Origin of the sequence: Coprococcus sp. AF16-5 (assembly GCF_003479365.1) — a bacterium.
Lineage (GTDB): Bacteria > Bacillota > Clostridia > Lachnospirales > Lachnospiraceae > Coprococcus > Coprococcus aceti.
In genome coordinates, this window is record NZ_QUGZ01000003.1 from 1 (window position 1) to 17,624 (window position 17,624).

The window sequence follows — 17,624 nt, forward strand, 5'->3', positions numbered from 1 at the left end:
TGTTTGGAATTTCAGGGTTGTCATGTTGTTAATTTTTCAAGGTTCTTATATAGCTCTGATACTAAGTATGTCTAACGGAGAAGGAGGGATTTGAACCCTCGCGCCGCTATTAACGGCCTACTCCCTTTCCAGGGGAGCCCCTTCAACCGCTTGGGTACTTCTCCAGTATCAAGCGCTTGAACTTTCATTATGTATGAAAGCCAGCGGAGAGAGAGGGATTCGAACCCTCGCGCCCTTTCGGACAAACGGTTTTCAAGACCGCCTCGTTATGACCGCTTCGATATCTCTCCAAGTTGTTTTTGTTCGTCGCCATCAACCGGCGACTTGTACATATTATCACTTTACCATCTTTGTGTCAACATCTTTTTCCAAAAAATTTGAAGCAATTTTTAAATCCTCAGGAGTGGTGATTTTCAGGTTCTCATACGCCCCCATTATCACCTTCGTTCTGACGCTGCTATAACGCTCCACTATCATTGTGTCATCCGTTATAACCTGACATTTGTCATGCGCCAGTCCATCATAACAGGTAAGCAGAAGTTCCCTGTTAAAACTCTGTGGAGTCTGAACCTGCCACAGCCTGGATCTATCAGGAGTATCCACTCCCATCTGATCCTCATCTACTATCTTGATGGTATCCTTCACAGGTACACCCACTGTACACGCAGAATATATCTTTACTGCATCTATAGAATCTGTGATGATTTTCTGGGTTATGCATGGTCTCGCACCATCATGGATGAGTACATACTTCGCACCATCCGCCGCAATAAGTCCATTATGTACGGAGTCATAGCGCTCTGCCCCACCGGTCACGATCTTCCTGACTTTGGTGATGTTGTACCTGTCTACTATGTCATTTCTGCAATATTCTACATAATCCTCACCTGTGACAAGGATTATGTCATCAACCGGACTGTCCTGAAAGGCCTTGAGCGAATAATACAGTACGGGATAATCTCCCAGCGTCATAAACTGCTTAAGTATATCGCTGTGCATCCTGCTGCCCTTTCCGGCTGCAAGGACTATTGCCGTGACCTTTACTTCATCCACTGTATCAAAGATTTCTATATTTGATTCCTTGTAATCAGCATTATCCGCATCGCCCATGTTCATCTTCTCCTTAGTAGTAGTCTGACACCATCACACACTTGACCAGGCTGGTTATCTCTCACCCAGCTTGAGGTTTGGTATGGCATTCAGATCCCATCCATGTCTTGTTCCATTTATGTATTCGTAGTATCCCGCCGCACCTATCATGGCCGCATTGTCCGTGCACAGTATCGGCGACGGATGATACAATGTAAGCCCAGCCTGCTCACAGGCCGCCTTCATGCTGGCTCTGAGAGCAGAATTGGACGCAACTCCGCCAGCTATGGCTATCTTATCCATATGGTATTCCTTTGCCGCAGCAACCGCATGCTCTGTGAGCACTTCCGTTACTGCTTTCTGGAACGATGCTGCCACATCGGCCTCATTGATCTGCTCGTCTCTCATATGAGCCTGATTGATATAGTTGAGCACTGCGGACTTCAGGCCACTAAAGCTGAAGTCATAGGCTGATTCTGCCACCTTTGCCCTTGGAAATTCTATAGCGTCAGGGTTGCCCTCCTTCGCCTTACGATCTATCTTCGGTCCTCCCGGGTAGCCCAGTCCTATAGCCCTTGCTACCTTGTCAAATGCCTCTCCTGCCGCATCATCCCTGGTTATTCCCAGTATCTCAAACTTGCCGTAATCGACTACCTTTACAAGATGTGTGTGACCTCCTGACACAACAAGGCACATGAACGGAGGCTCAAGCTCCTTGTTCTCTATATAATTTGCTGCTATATGACCTTCTATATGATGCACACCAACAAGTGGTATATCTTTTGCAAATGCTATGGCCTTGGCTGCTCCCACACCAACGAGAAGAGCACCAACAAGCCCCGGTCCATATGTGACTGCAACCGCATCTATGTCATCCAGTGTGCACTCTGCCTCTTTGAGCGCCTGTCTTATGACCTGTGTAATCTTCTCTATGTGCTTTCGCGAAGCTATCTCCGGCACAACGCCTCCATAAAGTGTATGGATATCTATCTGTGAATATATTATATTTGACAGTACGTTTCTTCCATTCACAACAACCGCTGCGGATGTCTCATCACATGAGGATTCTATAGCCAGTATCTTTACATCTTTCTCCATAATTCATCTCACCTTTGTCGATCTATTCTACTCCTCCGAAAACTTGAGCGTTGTTGTCGTCCTGTCCTTTGCTGCAATAGTTCTCGGGAATATCTCTCTTATCTCATCCATAAACACCGCCGGTTTTGCCATCGACGGACTGTAATGTGTAAGCCACATCTCCCCCACATCTGCCTTTGCCGCTATGGCCGCAGCCTCCTGCATCATCATATGCTTATGCTCTATGGCTTTTATCTCTTTCTCCTTTTCGCCGTACATACCCTCGCATATGAACAAATCTGATCCGACTGCATACTTCTCTATAAGGGGGGTCGGTCTGGTATCTGTGCAGTATGTGAGCTTCAGGCCCTTGCGGTCAGGACCAAGCACCATATCAGGAGTATATATGTGTCCATCCTCCTCGTATGTGTTGCCCTTCTGCAAGCCATTCCAGTATTTCATTGGAATCTCATTCTCTCTAGCTCTGTCCACGCTGAATTTTCCTGTTCTTGGAAGCGAAAGGGAATATCCATAACATGTCACATTGTGATTCACCCTGAATGCATCCACCCTGAGATCCTCCCACATAAAGCTCTCCTCAGCCTCTGAGAGCTCCTGGAACCTGATCTCAAACGGAAGCTCAGGCGCTATAACCCTTAGGGAATTGACTACCTTCTCAAGTCTCTTTGGGCCAACCATAAGAAGTGGCTCCGTTCTCTCGGCATTGCCTATCGTGAGCAGCAGCCCCGGCAATCCGCTTATATGATCTGCATGAAAATGTGTGAAGCAGATCACATCTATCTGCTTAAAGCCTATCATGCCCTGCTGACGCATTGAGGTCTGGGTTCCCTCTCCGCAGTCTATCAGCATCTCGTGTCCGTTATATCTGACCACGAGAGATGTAAGTGCCCTGTATGGCAGCGGCATCATCCCTCCGGTCCCCAAAAGACATACGTCTATCATCTTCTATCTCCATTTCTAAGGCAGAGTCTATATGCATACTCTATGCATACTCTGTCACATCATCTATTTCTGGAGGTATGACACATTCATTTACAAGTCTGTCGTAACAGCCCTCACACATCCTGAGTGTGTATTTTCTGCCATCCTTTTGTGAGAAATACCCCCATTCCTTCTGAATAAGGACGTAATCCTCCTTGTTATGCATATCTCCAAATACAATTATCCTTCCACACCTATTACATCTGATCTCACTCATATTTATCTCCTGTCCGACTGCATGCAGCCCTGTTATGAGTCTGATTATAAGCCAGATCCTTCACAGAATATACCGACAATGTTTTCCAGCCGTGCAAATGTGTTCTCCACGCACTGTATATTCTGCATATATCTATTACTACAACTGTTTTTGCATAACCAGACCATCCTCCACCGGTGAGTCGTAGTATTTTTTTCTTGTAGAAATTTTTATAAATCCAAACTGCTCATACATAGCTATCGCAGCAGCGTTGGATTCCCTGACTTCCAGAAATATGCTCTGCACATTCCTGTCCTTGCAGTCATCGATCATGGCTTCCATCAGCTTACAGCCGATGCCACGACGTCTTGATCCGGCATCCACTGCTACCCTGAGCAGATCTGCACTGTCACACACCGCCGAATATATGATATAGCCGGCGATTTCTCCTTCAGAAGTCTCAAGGATCTTGACATGATCGTATGTCCCCTGTATAGATGAGGACACCATCTCCTCATTCCACGGATGCGAAAACACCGCCATCTCAAGTGCAGCTATCCCGGCCAGGTCTTTCATATCTGCCAGTCTCGGGCGTACATGGGAAAAACAGCTATTCATGTCCATCATTCTCCAGTTTTGCCTTTTCAGCTCTCTCCCGCTCTGCCTGTGACTGTCTGAGATATTCAGGGGCAAATGTATCCCCCTCCTCATACTGTCCGGCTGCATATCTCACCTGGGCTGCGGCTGCCACCGAGCCAGCTCTCTGCTTATTCATGTGTGCCGGAGCAAATGCGTAGTCTGCCGTCATCTTCTCTTTTAAAACATCAGCATACACATCTATTCCATCTCCCACAAATATAACCTTTTCCCCTCTCTCATTGAGCTGGTCTATAAGGTCGGCAATATCCATAGGAGTCTGATCCATTATCGTCTCAAGCCTGTCATCACTGTTAAAACTGTAAAGTCCCGTATACACCTGTTTTCTTCTCGCGTCCATGATAGGGCAGATAAGTCTGTCAGTTCCCCACACATTGTATGCAAGCCCCTCAAGTGTCGGCACCGCAATAACCGGTATATTCCATGCAAGTGCAAGTCCCTTGACCGTCGCTGAGCCTATCCTGAGTCCTGTAAATGATCCCGGTCCTGCAGCAACAGCCAACGCATCAAAGCTCTCTTTGTCCGTCTCTGTCATCTTCACGATCTCTTCCAGCATAGGAAGCAGTGTCTGGGAATGTGTCTTCTTGTAGTTGGTTGTATATTCAGCTATCAAATTATTGTTCTCGACTATGGCAACGCTCGCCACAAGTCCTGAGCTGTCAAATGCTAAGATCTTCATATCTGATCATGCCTCTCTTCTATCGTAATACGCCTGTAATCAAGGCCCTTCGAAAGGTCCTTCTCTATGTCGATTCTGGTATATGTGTCAGGTAATATCTCCTCGATGAGGTTAGCCCACTCTATAAGGCATACTCCATCTCCATACACTATCTCATTGTAGCCTATCTCATCCATCTCGTCTACATCGCCGATCCTGTACACGTCAAAATGATACAGAGGCAATCTGCCCTCGTCATACTCCTTCACAATAGTGAAAGTCGGGCTGTTCACCACTTCAGTGATTCCAAGTCCAGCTGCCACCCCCTGGGATATTATCGTCTTGCCAACTCCCAGATCTCCATATATACAGTACACTTGGCCAGGAGCTGCATTCTGTCCAAGCTGCACTCCTGCATTGTAGGTTTCTTCCTTGCTATTACTCTCTATGACCATATTCTCTCCTGTCTGTCATACATATGTGTTCTCTCCGGTATTCCGGAACTATTCTGTTACCTCTAAAGATTGAGCGTGATCTTCCTGCCTTTTGCTTCAAATGGTCTGTATGCAACACCAGCCATGTCAAACATTTTCTTGGAGGCTATGGTGCTCTCTGTCATCGCATACTTGTCTGACATATACACTACTTCCTTTATACCGCACTGAATAATAGCTTTGGCACATTCATTGCACGGGAACAGAGTAGAATATATGATCGCATCCTTGAGATTGCCACCTCTGTAATTAAGAATAGAGTTCAGCTCCGCGTGGCATACATAGAAATATTTGTTGTCAAGCGGGGCTCCGGACTTTCCCCACGGCATTGTGTCATCGTCGCATCCTGCCGGCATACCATTATATCCCATGGACAGAATTCTGTTGTTCTTGTCCACTATACACGCGCCAACCTGCGTTGACGGGTCTTTGCTTCTCTCTGCCGACATCATCGCAATGCCCATAAAATACTGATCCCACGATATGTAATCTGTTCTCTTCATACCCTGACTCCTTTCAACTTCTTTTATATCCCCCTTATCTACGGGTGCAGACGCATGAAAGGCGCTCCGCGCGGCGTCTGCTTCATCATAAGGAATCCCCCGCCTTAACGGCGGTTCCCCCTTATGATAATATAAGCCGGAGTTTCCCCCGGCGTATATTGTAAGGTCCTGCAGAACAGAACTTCATATGATTCTGTTAGAATTAACGATCGCCGAGTGCGAACTTGTCATGGATCGCGTTCATTGCACGCTCTGTATACTGCTCGTCGATGAGAACTGTAACTCTGATCTCTGATGTTGAGATCATTCTGATGTTGATATTCTCATCATAGAGAGCCTCGAACATCTTGGCTGCAACACCTGCATTTGACTGCATTCCTGCACCAACGATAGAAACCTTTGCAACATTCTTGTTGACATCTATGCTCTCAAACTTGCCTATGTTGTTCTTGATGATCTCCTCTGCTTTGTCTGCATTCTCATCACTACATGTGAATGTAATATCCTTTGTTCCATGTCTTCCTACTGACTGCAGTATCATATCTATATTGATGTCATTCTTTGCAAGCAGGTTGAAAAGCTTGAATGCAACACCCGGTGTGTCCTCTAATCCTACAACTGCCACTCTCGCTGAATCTGCATCCGCTGCAACTCCACTAACTAACATCTTCTCCATTCCAGTATCCTCCTTAACTATTGTACCCTCTGAAAAATTGAGACTTGAACGAACAACCAGCTGAACGCCGAACTTCTTTGCAAGCTCAACTGAACGGTTGTGCAGAACGCCTGCTCCAAGTGTAGCAAGCTCAAGCATCTCATCGTATGTTATCGTATCCAGCTTACGTGCGGTCTTTACCTTACGTGGATCTGCTGTATATACTCCATCCACATCTGTGTATATCTCACACGCATCAGCGTTAAGTGCCGCTGCAAGTGCAACAGCCGTTGTATCTGAACCACCACGACCAAGAGTTGTGTAATCGTCATACTTGTTAATTCCCTGGAATCCTGTGACAATAACTATCTTTCTCTGCTCCAGCTCATGTCTTATTCTCTCAACATCGATTCTCTTCAGACGCGCATTGCCATACACTGAAGTTGTATGCATTGCCACCTGGAATGCATTCAGAGAGATTGCAGGAACTTTAAGAGAATTCATAGCCATAGCCATAAGCGATACGGACATCTGTTCACCTATTGTAAAAAGCATATCCATCTCTCTCTTAGGTGGATTCTCATTTACCTGCTTAGCCATATCTATCAGCTCATCTGTGTATTTACCCATCGCAGACAGAACTACGACTACGTCGTTCCCCCTCTGCCAGTCCTCAATACATCTTTTGGCCACGTTAAAGATTCTTTCGGTATTTCCAACAGAAGTACCACCAAACTTCTTTACTATTAACATATTGTCCTCCTGATCGCTCATTTGAAAATTTGTATATTTAACTCTTCACCGGAGCGGTCCGGTAAAAAGAAATAAGCCTTTTGTAAAATACCGCAATTCCACTAGGATTGCAAGGTCATTGAATAATATTGTACTAATCCAGCACTCTAAGAGCACTCTTGACACCAATCTTATTGCAACGTGCCTCAAATTCACCCTCTGTGATCACTGCTGTAACAAATGCCTTTTCATCGAGATCAGAATCGACATACTCAACATCACCAAATACCGCCTTGATGGCAGCCTCATCCTTCTCATCTGTTCTGACAAAGAATCTGCTCTCTGAGTCCGCAAATGTACCCATCTCAAGTTCTTCGTCCTCCCATATGATAGGAACATGTCTTCCCGCATTCTTCACTGCATCAATAACGTCTGATACAACCGCAGACGCTGTTGGAAGCTTTCCGGCGCCCTTGCCGTAGAACATTACGTCGTCAAGTGCATTACCATGTACAAGTATGCCATTGTATACATCATCTATCTTTGCCAGCGGATTGTCATGTGGAAGCATGACCGGGGCAACATATGAATATAGCTTGCCGTCTGTTTTTCTGGTTGTTCCGACAAGTTTTACAGAGTAACCCATCTTATCTGCATACTTGAAATCATCTGTTGTTATCCTGGTTATTCCCTCCATATGTATCCTGTTGTAATCCAGGTTCTTGCCATATACGAGAGATGTAAGTATAGCTATCTTTCTACACGCATCGCCACCCTCTACATCAGCCTCAGGATTGCGCTCCGCATATCCGAGCTCCTGTGCCTGCTTCAGCACTGTCGCATAGTCAGCCCCCTCTTTATCCATCTTGGTTAGGATGTAATTCGTTGTACCATTGAGTATTCCTGTGATCTCCGTAACATCATCCGCAGTTATGGATGTGTTAAGTGGTCTTATAACAGGAATTCCACCGCCTGCTGATGCTTCAAAGAAGAAATTGATATCGCCCTCTCTGGCAATCTTTATAAGCTCAGGTCCATGAACGGCCACAAGCTCCTTGTTGGAGGTTGCCACACTCTTGCCGGCAAGCAGACACTTCTTGACAAATGTATATGCAGGCTCAACACCTCCCATAACCTCCACAACGACGCTTATATCATCGTCGTTAAGTATATCTTCAAAATCATGGGTGAGAATGTTCTCGACAGGATCCCCAGGAAACTCCCTGAGATCAAGCACTCTCTTAACGTTTATCTCCTGTCCAGCTCTCTTGTTAACAATATCATGGTTGGTGTTAATCACTTCCACAACTCCTGAACCCACTGTACCATAACCTAATACTGCTATATTCACCATGTTTTTATCTCCTTCTTATCTCCTTTTTCTGCATAATAATGCAAGTTTAGTACGTCATTACTTTATCAGTATAAAGCGTCATTGTCAAAGACTAATTTCTTATCATCAAATGACTCTCATGTGCTGCTACACCTCAACCTTATTCACCCATTTGAGATAGGCTGTCATAAATCCATCAAGATCTCCATCGAGAACCGCCGATACATTTGAATTCTCATAGGATGTACGTTTATCCTTGACCATGGTATACGGTTGGAGCACATACGATCTTATCTGACTTCCAAAACCATTGTCAGTTACCTCTCCGCGGATGTCCGAAATCTTCTCCAGATTCTCCTGTTTCTTCAAAAGATAAAGTTTGGACTTCAGCATCTGCATAGCCTTATTCTTGTTCATGAGCTGTGATCTCTCATTCTGGCACTGAACAACTATACCGGTAGGATAATGTGTGATTCTGATGGCCGATGATGTCTTATTGATATGCTGGCCACCTGCACCGCTCGATCTGTAGGTATCTACCCTTATATCTTCATCCCTAATCTCTATCTCCAAATCCTGTTCTATATCCGGTATGACATCACAGGATGCAAACGAAGTCATTCTCTTGCCGGCCGAATTGAATGGTGATATTCTTACCAGTCTGTGCACTCCCTTCTCTGACTTGAGATATCCGTACGCATGCTGCCCATTTATCTGAATGGTCACAGACTTTATACCAGCCTCATCGCCCTCAAGGAAATCGAGCACCTCAACACTCATGCCGTGCTTTTCTGCCCATCTGGTATACATTCTGTACAACATACTCGCCCAGTCGCAGGACTCCGTTCCGCCCTCTCCTGAATGGAGTGTGAGTACCGCATTACAGTCATCAAACTCGTCAGTGAAGAGAAGATTTATCCTATACTCCTCAAATTCCTTCGTAAATATATCTATCTGCTCCCCTATCTCAGGCACAAGACTCGGATCATTCTCCTCCTCCGCCATCAGGATCAGTGTATCTATATCCACATAGTCATTCTCAAGCTTCTTATAGTTGTCAACCAGATCCTGAAGTCCCTTCAGTTCCTTCGATACCTCACGGGATCTGTCGATATCATCCCAGAAACCCGGCTGTTCCATCTCATAATTAAGCTTTGCTATTCTGTCTGTCTTGTTTTCAATGTCAAGGGATGACTTGACCTCCCCCAAGGGATCCCTATAGGAGGCCATCGTCGCCCTGAACTCATCCAATTCTATCACTTGGTTTCTCCTGTATCACGTATTTATGCGTTCTTACCGCAGCAGTTCTTATACTTCAGACCGCTTCCGCATGGACAGAGATCATTTCTGCCTATCTTCTTGGCTTTCTTTACAGGTCCCCTTGACACTGTGTCATCCTTATTAGTTCCTGTAACCTTATTCACCTCTTCACGCTCAATCTTCTGCTCAACCTTTATTCTGAGAAGAAGCTTTACGGTATCCTCACGGATCGCTGCTGTCATGTCATTGAACATGTCATATCCTGCGAATTTGTATTCTACAACAGGATCTCTCTGGCCAAGTGATCTAAGTCCGATTCCCTGTCTCAGATTATCCATGTCGTCGATATGATCTGTCCACTTTCTATCTATAGTCTTGAGGAGTATAACTCGCTCGATCTCTCTCATCTGATCAGGATCACCAATCTCTTCCTCCTTGGCAGCATAGAGCTCAAGAGCTTCATTGTACAGTCTATCCTTCAGCTCGCTGATATCTGCCTTTTTGATCTCCTCTTCGGTAAGTGTAACCGGCTCAGCAAATGGAACTATGCCCCTTATCATGTCATCCAGCTCTACCTGATTCCAATCCTCAGGTGCTGTCTCTGATGAGCATACCTGATCTACTGCTGCATTTATATCATCCTTTATCATCTTGAGGATAACCTCGTGCATGTTCTCGCCGTCAAGAACTCGTCTACGCTCCTTGTAAATGATCTCTCTCTGCTCGTTGTTAACACGGTCATACTCAAGAAGATTCTTTCTTATGGCAAAGTTGTTACCCTCGATCTTCTTCTGTGCCTTCTCTACGAAGTTGGAAATAGTCTTATGCTCTATCTCCTCGCCCTCAGGTATCTTAAGGGTATCGTACACTGACATAACTCTCTCTGATCCGAAAAGTCTCATCAGATCATCTTCCAGTGACAGATAGAACTTTGACTCTCCCGGATCTCCCTGTCGTCCTGAACGTCCACGGAGCTGATTATCGATACGTCTGCTCTCGTGCCTCTCTGTACCGATGATCCTGAGTCCTCCGAGCTCTGCAACACCCTCGCCGAGCTTGATATCAGTACCACGTCCTGCCATGTTAGTCGCGATGGTTACCGCATTCTTCTGTCCAGCATCCGCAACTATCTCAGCCTCAAGCTCGTGGAACTTGGCATTGAGCACCTTGTGAGGTATCTTTCTCTTGGACAGCATATGACTGAGTTCCTCTGATGCGTCGATATTGATCGTACCGACAAGCACCGGCTGTCCCTTTCTGTAACTTATATTAATCTGCTCAACGATCGCATTGAGCTTTTCTTTCTTAGTCTTAAATATAGAATCCGGCTGATCTATTCTCTGTATAGGTCTGTTCGTAGGAATGACAACAACGTCCATTCCATAGATCTCTCTGAACTCCTCTTCCTCTGTCTGGGCTGTACCTGTCATACCTGCCTTCTTGTCAAACATGTTGAAGAAGTTCTGGAATGTGATCGTTGCAAGAGTCTTGCTCTCTCTCTTGACCTTTACATTCTCCTTTGCCTCTATAGCCTGATGCAGACCATCTGAGAATCTACGTCCGGGCATGATACGTCCGGTAAACTCATCAACGATGAGTACCTCATCATCCTTCACCACATAATCTCTGTCTCTGAACATGAGGTTATGTGCACGGAGTGCCAGGATGATATTGTGCTGGATCTCCATGTTCTCAGGGTCTGAGAGGTTGTCAATATGGAAGAACTGCTCTACCATCTTCACACCATTTGCAGTGAGCATGACGTACTTGTCCTTCTCATTTACAAGGAAATCTCCATCCTCCTCTATCTCTGTCTTCATGAGCATATCCATCTTGGATATCTCTCCATCACCCTCACCTCGCTTCATCTGTCTCGCAAGGTAATCACACATCTTGTAGAGCTCTGTGGACTTGCCGCTCTGACCGGATATGATAAGAGGAGTACGTGCCTCATCGATAAGGACTGAATCCACCTCATCGATTACACAGTAGTGAAGATCTCTCAGAACAAGCTTCTCCTTGTAGATTACCATGTTATCTCTCAGGTAATCGAAACCGAGCTCGTTGTTGGTAACATATGTAATATCGCAGTTATACGCCTCACGTCTCTCGTCTGTTGTGGAACTGTTGAGTATGATTCCGACCTTAAGTCCGAGGAATTCATGCACCTGCCCCATCCATTCAGCATCTCGCTTTGCCAGGTAATCGTTGACAGTTACAACATGGACACCCTTTCCTTCAAGGGCATTCAGATAAGCAGGAAGTGTTGATACAAGTGTCTTTCCTTCTCCCGTTCTCATCTCTGCGATTCTTCCCTGATGGAGAACTATTCCTCCTATGAGCTGTACCCTGTAATGCTTCATTCCAAGTACACGGTATGCAGCCTCTCTCACAACCGCAAATGCTTCTACCAATATATCGTCTAACGTCTCGCCGGCAGCAAGTCTGTCCTTAAACTCTTGTGTCTTGCCCCTCAGCTCTTCATCTGAAAGTGCCTGCATCTTCTCGTCGAGTGCCTCTATCGCATCAACTATAGGATTGATCTTTTTCAATTCCTTCTCGCTGTGCGTTCCAAATATTTTCTCAAACAAACCCATGTTGTTTTTGACCTCCTAGCTATCGTTATTCAGGGTACATTCTAACATCATATGACATTTATATCAAGCAAAAAGGAGACCTTCTATAACCGAAAGTCTCCTTTAAAATACTATATTCAATTATCATCGGCACTTATATTAACCGTGCTTTTGCCAATATCTGATCTTAATATTCAGGCTCGATGATTCCGTATGTGCCGCCCTTTCTCTTGTATACGACATTGACCTCATCTGACTCTGCATTCCTGAATACATAGAAATTATGTCCAAGCAGATCCATCTGGATACATGCATCCTCTGGATACATAGGTTTTACTTCGAACTTCTTAGTTCTCACGATCTTGATATCGTCATCATCCTCAACGTCCTCGTCGACAAATGCATCGTTCAGGTATGCTACATTCTGCTCCTTGTCAATGAGCTTCTTACGATGCTTGGTAACCTGTCTCTCAATAACCTCTACAACGAGATCGATCGAAACATACATGTCATCACTAACCTGCTCGGCTCTGATGATATGTCCCTTCATAGGAATCGTTACCTCTATCTTCTGTCTATCTTTCTCAACGCTGAATGTGACCTGTGCGCCAGTATCAGCCGCAAAGTACTTCTCAAGCTTTGAGAGCTTGTCCTGTACTGCATTTCTAAGTCCTTCTGTAACTTCAATGTTCTTACCGCTGATTATGTAATTCATGATGCCCAACTCCTTCTTTTTTGGATATGATCCAAATTGATATGACCATTATACCACAACGAGTCTTTTTTTCAATATATTTGACGTATTTTTATGTGCATATTGACAACTTTATTTATTTTCGCTGTCATGTTTTCGCCATTTTACACAAAAAGCGCACATGTATACCATGTGCGCTTCAATGTATTCATTATACCCTATTATATACAGCTTGTCTACTGTCCTATGATTCTGACTGCACAGAGCGGATCTCTGTAGAATGCAGAGGATATCTTGATACCGGTCTCCTCTGTGCTGGCATGTACTATCATTCCGTCTCCGATATATATAGCGCAGTGCTCTATAGAGCTGTCTCCATAGAAAAGTATGTCTCCAGGCTCAAGACTTGAAGTGTCTACTCTTGTTCCATACTGTGACTGTGCTCCCGCTGAGTGTGGAAGTGAATATCCAAACTGAGCGTATACAGCCATGACAAAGCCTGAACAGTCAGCTCCATCCGTAAGGCTCGATCCGCCATATACATATGGATTACCCACAAACTGTGTTGCAAAGTTCGCAAGGTCTATTCCTGTCTGGCCGCTCGGTGCCACTACATTGTTCTGTGAATCGTCTGAATCACTGCTGTCAGATGATGTGTCGTCTGATGTATCCGATGACTGATCTGCAGAATCTGTATCCGGCTGATCTGGCGTGTAGGAATCATCCTCTGTGCTCTGGCTGTCATCTGATGCGTCCTCAGCTTCTGCCTCGTCTGCGCTCTCCTGTTCCTGTCTTGCCTGCTCCTCTGCCGCCTTTTCTTCCGCAGCCTTCGCATCAAGCTCTGCCTGGATCTGCTCCATGGACTTGGCAGTTGCAAATGCATATGTATCATCTACAAATTCAGTGCTGACATAACCATTCGTCTCGTCGTCAAGTGCTATCTGCACCCATTTGTCATCCTGTGATATGACATCAAAGCTCTGGCCTGATCCAACCTGTGTTATACAGTCGGAGTTCACATCAGCCTCTGTTCTTACGTTGAGTGTCTCTGTATTGACAGTTACCTGCTTCGGACAGTTCGCCTCGGCATAGGCTCCCGCATCATCTCCAAAAAGAAGCAGGTCATTCCTTATGTATCCTGTACAGTCACCTGATGTGACCTTGGTCCACTCCTTGCCCTTCTTCTCTATGGTTGCTATTCCATTGTTCCCTATGATACCAACTACATCTGAATCAGTTCCGGCTCCCGATCTTATATTCACATAATCCTCGGTGGCAACAAGACACTTATCCTTGAAATCAGGATATTTCACCTTGTTCTCTTCGCTTGTCTTGTCCTTCTTGGTCTCCGCAGCATTCTTTCCTGCGGATGCTGTAGTCTTCTGTGCATCTGTGGACGTTGCCGCCTTTGCAGCATCGCCTGCGTTTTTATCATTGCCCGCAAGGGTGTTAGCATATCTGTCAAATGCAGATGAAATACCTACAGTTGAATCGCTGTATATCTGTCCCGCGCTCACCGTTCCTATGGAAGTGGTGATCATCATTCCTGCCGCTGCAGCAACAACTATAGTCTTCTTAAATGACTTTGCTTTAGACATTATAAAAAACCTCCTGTGCTGATCTTAACGCAACAATTATTACATCTTTGTTACAAATCTATTGTAGTATAGCAATAATGATTACATTTGTCAACACAGGAGGCGTTGTTTTATACGTTTGTATTTATTTTTTGTTACATATTTGTTACATGTACTAGTTTGAAATTACAACTCCATCCTCGCCATTTACAGTAACTATAGAGCCCGACTTAAGTATCTTGGTCGCGTTCTGTGCACCCAGGATAACAGGTATGTCACGGCTGAGTCCGACTATGGCAGCATGTGAATTGCCCCCGTTCTTCTCACACACGATCGCAGATGCAGTCTTGAGCTGATCCATGATCCTGTTGCTGGTCTCATTTATGACGATTATGTCTCCATCCTTATAGTTCTTGATGAGCTCATCCTCTGACTCGCATACACAGAGCGGTGCGGTTGCAGATCTCTCATTTATAGAGAAGCCCTTTACAAGGATATGTCCTACAACGTGTACCTTTATCAGGTTTGTCGTGCCGGTCACGCCAAGTGGGACTCCGGCGGTGATTACAGTCACCTCACCGTCCTTAACATAGCCGTGCTTCTTTGCCGCATCAACAGCATGCTCGAAGAGATCGTCAGTGTTGTTCTCCTCACCTATAAGAAGAGGCTGAACTCCCCATGAAAGATTGATCTGTCTGGCAACCTTCTTAACAGGGGTACATCCGATGATCGGACATTTTGGTCTGTACTTTGAGAGCATTCTCGCTGTCTTGCCTGACTTGGTAACAGTGATGATGGCTGCCGCTGCAAGGTCTATGGCCGTTGTACATGTCGCATGTGATATAGCACTCGTTATATCAGGATTCTGCACCGCATCCCTGTTGAAGAATCTCTTGTTGTAATCTATGTCTCGCTCTGCTCTCTCTGCGATGGTCTTCATGGTGTGAAGAGCCTCAACCGGATACTTGCCCGCTGCGGTCTCTCCTGAGAGCATGATTGCACTTGTTCCGTCATATATGGCATTTGCAACATCTGTCGCCTCTGCTCTGGTAGGTCTTGGATGTATCATCATGGAGTCAAGCATCTGTGTAGCTGTTATGACCTGCTTGTCCGCATTGTATACCTTCTTGATGATCATCTTCTGGATGATAGGCACATCCTCAAGAGGTATCTCAACACCCATATCTCCTCTTGCAACCATGATTCCATCGGACACTCTGATTATGTCGTCTATATTGTCAACGCCCTGCATATTCTCAATCTTGGCGATGATATTGATATTGTCACACTCATACTCGTCAAGGATCTTCCTGATCTCAAGTATATCGTCGGCTGATCTTACAAATGATGCAGCGATGAAATCGAAATCATTCTCAATACCAAAGATTATATCCGCCCTGTCTACATCGCTTATGTATGGCATGGTGAGGTTAACTCTTGGAACATTTACACCCTTGTGGTTTGATACAGGTCCGCCATTCTCCACGCGGCACACGATATCTTTATCAGTAACCTTCTCTATCTTCATATTTATAAGGCCGTCATCGATGAGTATGGTATCTCCCGGCTTGACATCGTTCACAAGATTCTTGTATGTAATGGATACCTTTGCCTGGTCGCCCACCACATCCTCTGTCGTCAGTGTAAATGTCTGTCCTTCTACGAGTTCAACCTTGCCCTCCTTGAAGTCCCCAACCCTTATCTCCGGGCCCTTAGTATCAAGCAGTGTTGCAACCGGAAGTCCAAGCTCCTCACGAAGCTTCTCCACTCTGTCCTTGTTCTTCCTGTGCTGGGCATGATCACCATGAGAAAAATTGAATCTGGCAACATCCATACCCTCGATCATGAGCTTTCTGAGCACCTCATCATCGTCCGTCGCCGGTCCCAATGTACAAATTATCTTTGTCTTTCTCAAATTCATATGAATACTCCTCCTACTGTTTTATATATTGTATTTGAATGTGTCTTCTATAATTATTTACCTTTGCTCATACTGGGCAAATTCCTGCGCCAGATCATTCTGTTCTACCTGTGCCGGACCTTCCTGTGGATCGTCATCCGGGTTATTCTTATGATACTGCGATACAGCGGCAAATATGTATATCACAGATATGAAAAGCGCCAACATCCCCATCGTTCTCTTCGCCGGCCATATGTATGTTGCAATGACCATCATGAGGAAATACCATAATAACCTTATATATATGGCAGATTTGTAAATAGTGCCAAATGATACCTCTATCTTCTTCATGGATGCCGCTATCAGTCCCGCTACCGTTATGAGCAGTGACCAGAACAACGTGAGCACAAATCCAACAATTATCTGAAATACCCATGCAAGCACAAGCACTGGTGTGTCGAGCTTATTTATGAGATCGATCACATCCTGCTTTGTAACAGCCTTGAATCCATATGTCTCATTCAGGGATTCATATATATCCTTACATCTTATGATCTGTGTTCTTCCTGAGTTATATGTGAGTATCTCATCCGCTGATATGATGAATACGGTACGATACCCGCCGTCTGCAGCAAGGTCTCTTGCAACAGCTTCATCCACTTTCGTCTTCGATGTGTCGATCTTTATGTAGGACATGTTCTCATCATCCGACCAGTCGAATGTCCCATCGTAGTAAAAACCATCTCCGGTCAGTGAAAAATCCTCCATATTCCGGTCTATCCTGTCCGCAAACCTTCCGCCGCCAAACAACTGGTTATATGGAATAAAGAATATCACCAGATAAGTCAGTGTGCTCATGATAAATGTTATCAGCATCGCCGATGACATCCGTCCAAATCGTCCATTTCTGTAATAAGCTTCCGGTTTTGCGACACCTACGAACATGTTCTTCAGCGCGCCTAAAAATCCAACTCTTTTTTTATCATCCAACAGTTATTGTCCTCCAAATTTCATATGCCTGCTAATTATAACATAGACTTTATGTATTTAATATGAAAAACATCAACCTTTACCGACTTTTTTCTTGTTTTTCATTCAGGCTTTATGTTTTAGCTGGATTTTAATAAGCATTTTGTAATATATTCGTAACAAATCAGTGCAGTTTTATTGACTTTTCATAGCGTACATTATATTATGTAAACTGTGCTAAAAACTTTTTAC

The 17,624-nt window shown here is 44.9% G+C and carries 16 protein-coding genes and 2 tRNA genes; all 18 read right to left on the minus strand.

What is annotated here, in order from left to right; translation table 11 throughout:
- Positions 1-75 precede the first annotated feature (75 nt).
- The 18 genes from DWW70_RS08545 to DWW70_RS08630 all read right to left on the minus strand — a co-directional run bounded on the left by DWW70_RS08545 (position 76) and on the right by DWW70_RS08630 (position 17,393).
- Positions 76-164 (minus strand) — tRNA-Ser (locus tag DWW70_RS08545).
- A 40-nt stretch (positions 165-204) separates the two neighbouring features.
- Positions 205-290 (minus strand) — tRNA-Ser (locus DWW70_RS08550).
- Between the two features lie 46 nt (positions 291-336).
- Positions 337-1,110 carry a 2-C-methyl-D-erythritol 4-phosphate cytidylyltransferase gene (gene ispD, locus DWW70_RS08555; RefSeq protein WP_118649669.1) on the minus strand — a complete coding sequence of 258 codons (774 nt, stop codon included), beginning with the start codon at positions 1,108-1,110 and terminating at the stop codon, positions 337-339.
- Positions 1,111-1,164: 54 nt separating this feature from the next.
- Positions 1,165-2,187, minus strand: coding sequence for a tRNA (adenosine(37)-N6)-threonylcarbamoyltransferase complex transferase subunit TsaD (gene tsaD, locus DWW70_RS08560; RefSeq protein ID WP_118649670.1), 1,023 nt, complete (start codon positions 2,185-2,187; stop codon positions 1,165-1,167).
- Positions 2,188-2,214: 27 nt separating this feature from the next.
- Complete coding sequence (locus tag DWW70_RS08565) at positions 2,215-3,129, minus strand: ribonuclease Z (protein ID WP_118649671.1); 915 nt, start codon at positions 3,127-3,129, stop codon at positions 2,215-2,217.
- Between the two features lie 40 nt (positions 3,130-3,169).
- Positions 3,170-3,385: a hypothetical protein gene (locus DWW70_RS08570; RefSeq protein ID WP_118649672.1), complete on the minus strand. Its 216-nt coding sequence runs from the start codon at positions 3,383-3,385 to the stop codon at positions 3,170-3,172.
- Positions 3,386-3,523: 138 nt separating this feature from the next.
- Positions 3,524-3,982 (minus strand): ribosomal protein S18-alanine N-acetyltransferase, encoded by a 459-nt coding sequence (rimI, locus tag DWW70_RS08575; RefSeq protein ID WP_118649673.1) that lies wholly within the window; start codon positions 3,980-3,982, stop codon positions 3,524-3,526.
- Positions 3,975-4,700, minus strand: a complete 726-nt coding sequence (gene tsaB / locus DWW70_RS08580) for a tRNA (adenosine(37)-N6)-threonylcarbamoyltransferase complex dimerization subunit type 1 TsaB (RefSeq protein ID WP_022215805.1) — start codon at positions 4,698-4,700, stop codon at positions 3,975-3,977. The genes rimI and tsaB overlap by 8 nt, the downstream gene beginning before the upstream one ends.
- Positions 4,697-5,134 (minus strand): tRNA (adenosine(37)-N6)-threonylcarbamoyltransferase complex ATPase subunit type 1 TsaE, encoded by a 438-nt coding sequence (gene tsaE / locus DWW70_RS08585; protein WP_118649674.1) that lies wholly within the window; start codon positions 5,132-5,134, stop codon positions 4,697-4,699. The genes tsaB and tsaE overlap by 4 nt, the downstream gene beginning before the upstream one ends.
- 62 nt (positions 5,135-5,196) lie before the next feature.
- On the minus strand, positions 5,197-5,676 hold the full coding sequence (locus DWW70_RS08590) for a deoxycytidylate deaminase (RefSeq protein WP_015533858.1): 480 nt from the start codon (positions 5,674-5,676) through the stop codon (positions 5,197-5,199).
- Between the two features lie 202 nt (positions 5,677-5,878).
- Positions 5,879-7,084, minus strand: a complete 1,206-nt coding sequence (locus DWW70_RS08595; RefSeq protein WP_022215807.1) for an aspartate kinase — start codon at positions 7,082-7,084, stop codon at positions 5,879-5,881.
- A 133-nt stretch (positions 7,085-7,217) separates the two neighbouring features.
- The gene (locus DWW70_RS08600; RefSeq protein WP_117550604.1) at positions 7,218-8,417 is read right to left on the minus strand and encodes a homoserine dehydrogenase; all 1,200 of its coding nucleotides are present in this window, start codon (positions 8,415-8,417) and stop codon (positions 7,218-7,220) included.
- A 126-nt stretch (positions 8,418-8,543) separates the two neighbouring features.
- Positions 8,544-9,656, minus strand: a complete 1,113-nt coding sequence (prfB, locus tag DWW70_RS08605) for a peptide chain release factor 2 (protein ID WP_118649675.1) — start codon at positions 9,654-9,656, stop codon at positions 8,544-8,546.
- A gap of 23 nt (positions 9,657-9,679) precedes the next feature.
- Entirely contained in the window at positions 9,680-12,253 is a 2,574-nt protein-coding gene (gene secA, locus DWW70_RS08610) for a preprotein translocase subunit SecA (RefSeq protein WP_015533855.1), read from the minus strand.
- 166 nt (positions 12,254-12,419) lie between these two features.
- Positions 12,420-12,947: a ribosome hibernation-promoting factor, HPF/YfiA family gene (gene hpf / locus DWW70_RS08615; RefSeq protein ID WP_022215810.1), complete on the minus strand. Its 528-nt coding sequence runs from the start codon at positions 12,945-12,947 to the stop codon at positions 12,420-12,422.
- 215 nt (positions 12,948-13,162) lie between these two features.
- Entirely contained in the window at positions 13,163-14,524 is a 1,362-nt protein-coding gene (locus tag DWW70_RS08620; protein ID WP_117874608.1) for a C40 family peptidase, read from the minus strand.
- Between the two features lie 154 nt (positions 14,525-14,678).
- The gene (gene pyk / locus DWW70_RS08625; protein WP_015533853.1) at positions 14,679-16,424 is read right to left on the minus strand and encodes a pyruvate kinase; all 1,746 of its coding nucleotides are present in this window, start codon (positions 16,422-16,424) and stop codon (positions 14,679-14,681) included.
- Between the two features lie 57 nt (positions 16,425-16,481).
- Complete coding sequence (locus tag DWW70_RS08630) at positions 16,482-17,393, minus strand: DUF1189 family protein (RefSeq protein WP_118649676.1); 912 nt, start codon at positions 17,391-17,393, stop codon at positions 16,482-16,484.
- Positions 17,394-17,624: the final 231 nt, after the last annotated feature.